Source organism: Staphylococcus sp. 231237_7MaSpsaltlick (assembly GCF_043107035.1).
The window spans coordinates 1-642 of the sequence record NZ_JBICNX010000251.1 but is presented as its reverse complement, the minus strand read 5'-3'; the positions used below and the strand labels follow the sequence as shown (position 1 = coordinate 642).

The following is a 642-nucleotide window of genomic DNA, read 5'->3' as shown; positions in this document are numbered from 1 at the left end:
GAGTATAGATATTTAATGTGGTTGTTATATTTATGTGTCCAAGCACTTGTTGTACTAATTTTACTGGTGCGCCTGATGCAATTAAATTAGTTGTATATGTATGCCTAAAAGCATGAGGTGTATAATCCTTTGAAATTTCAGCTTCAGTTAATATTCTTTTGAATTTCTTTTGAATACGATTTAAAATGTAAGGGTGCCCTGTACTATCAGAAAAAATAAACTTCTGATTATCATATGCATCTTTATATATCTTTTTCTTCTCTTTATTTTCATTAATTAACTTTTGAAAAGTTTCAATACATATATCATTAATTTTTATAATCCGTTTTTTATTTCCTTTTGGTATCAATAAACTATAGTCATTTCTGTTATCTTTTTCGTTAAATAAAGTTTTAGTAATTGATACAGTCTTATTTTTAAAGTTTATGTCTGTTGATTTTAATGCTAGAAGTTCACTAGGGCGCATACCGGTATAATAAAGTATTAAAAAATATTCCGATAGATTTTGATAGTATCTTCTATTAGATTTTTTAACTTCTAAAATTTTATTCATATCCTCTGTAGAAATATACTTCATTTCCAAATCATCACTTTCTAGCTCTGCTACTGTTTTTGGTTTTTGTGGATATGTAACAAATTGAG

Annotated in this window: 1 protein-coding gene; it reads right to left on the bottom strand. The window is 26.3% G+C overall.

The window, feature by feature from the left end; all coding sequences use genetic code 11:
• Positions 1 to 642: tyrosine-type recombinase/integrase (locus ACF91D_RS31265; protein ID WP_392438625.1), on the bottom strand; the 642-nt coding region annotated here is incomplete at both ends.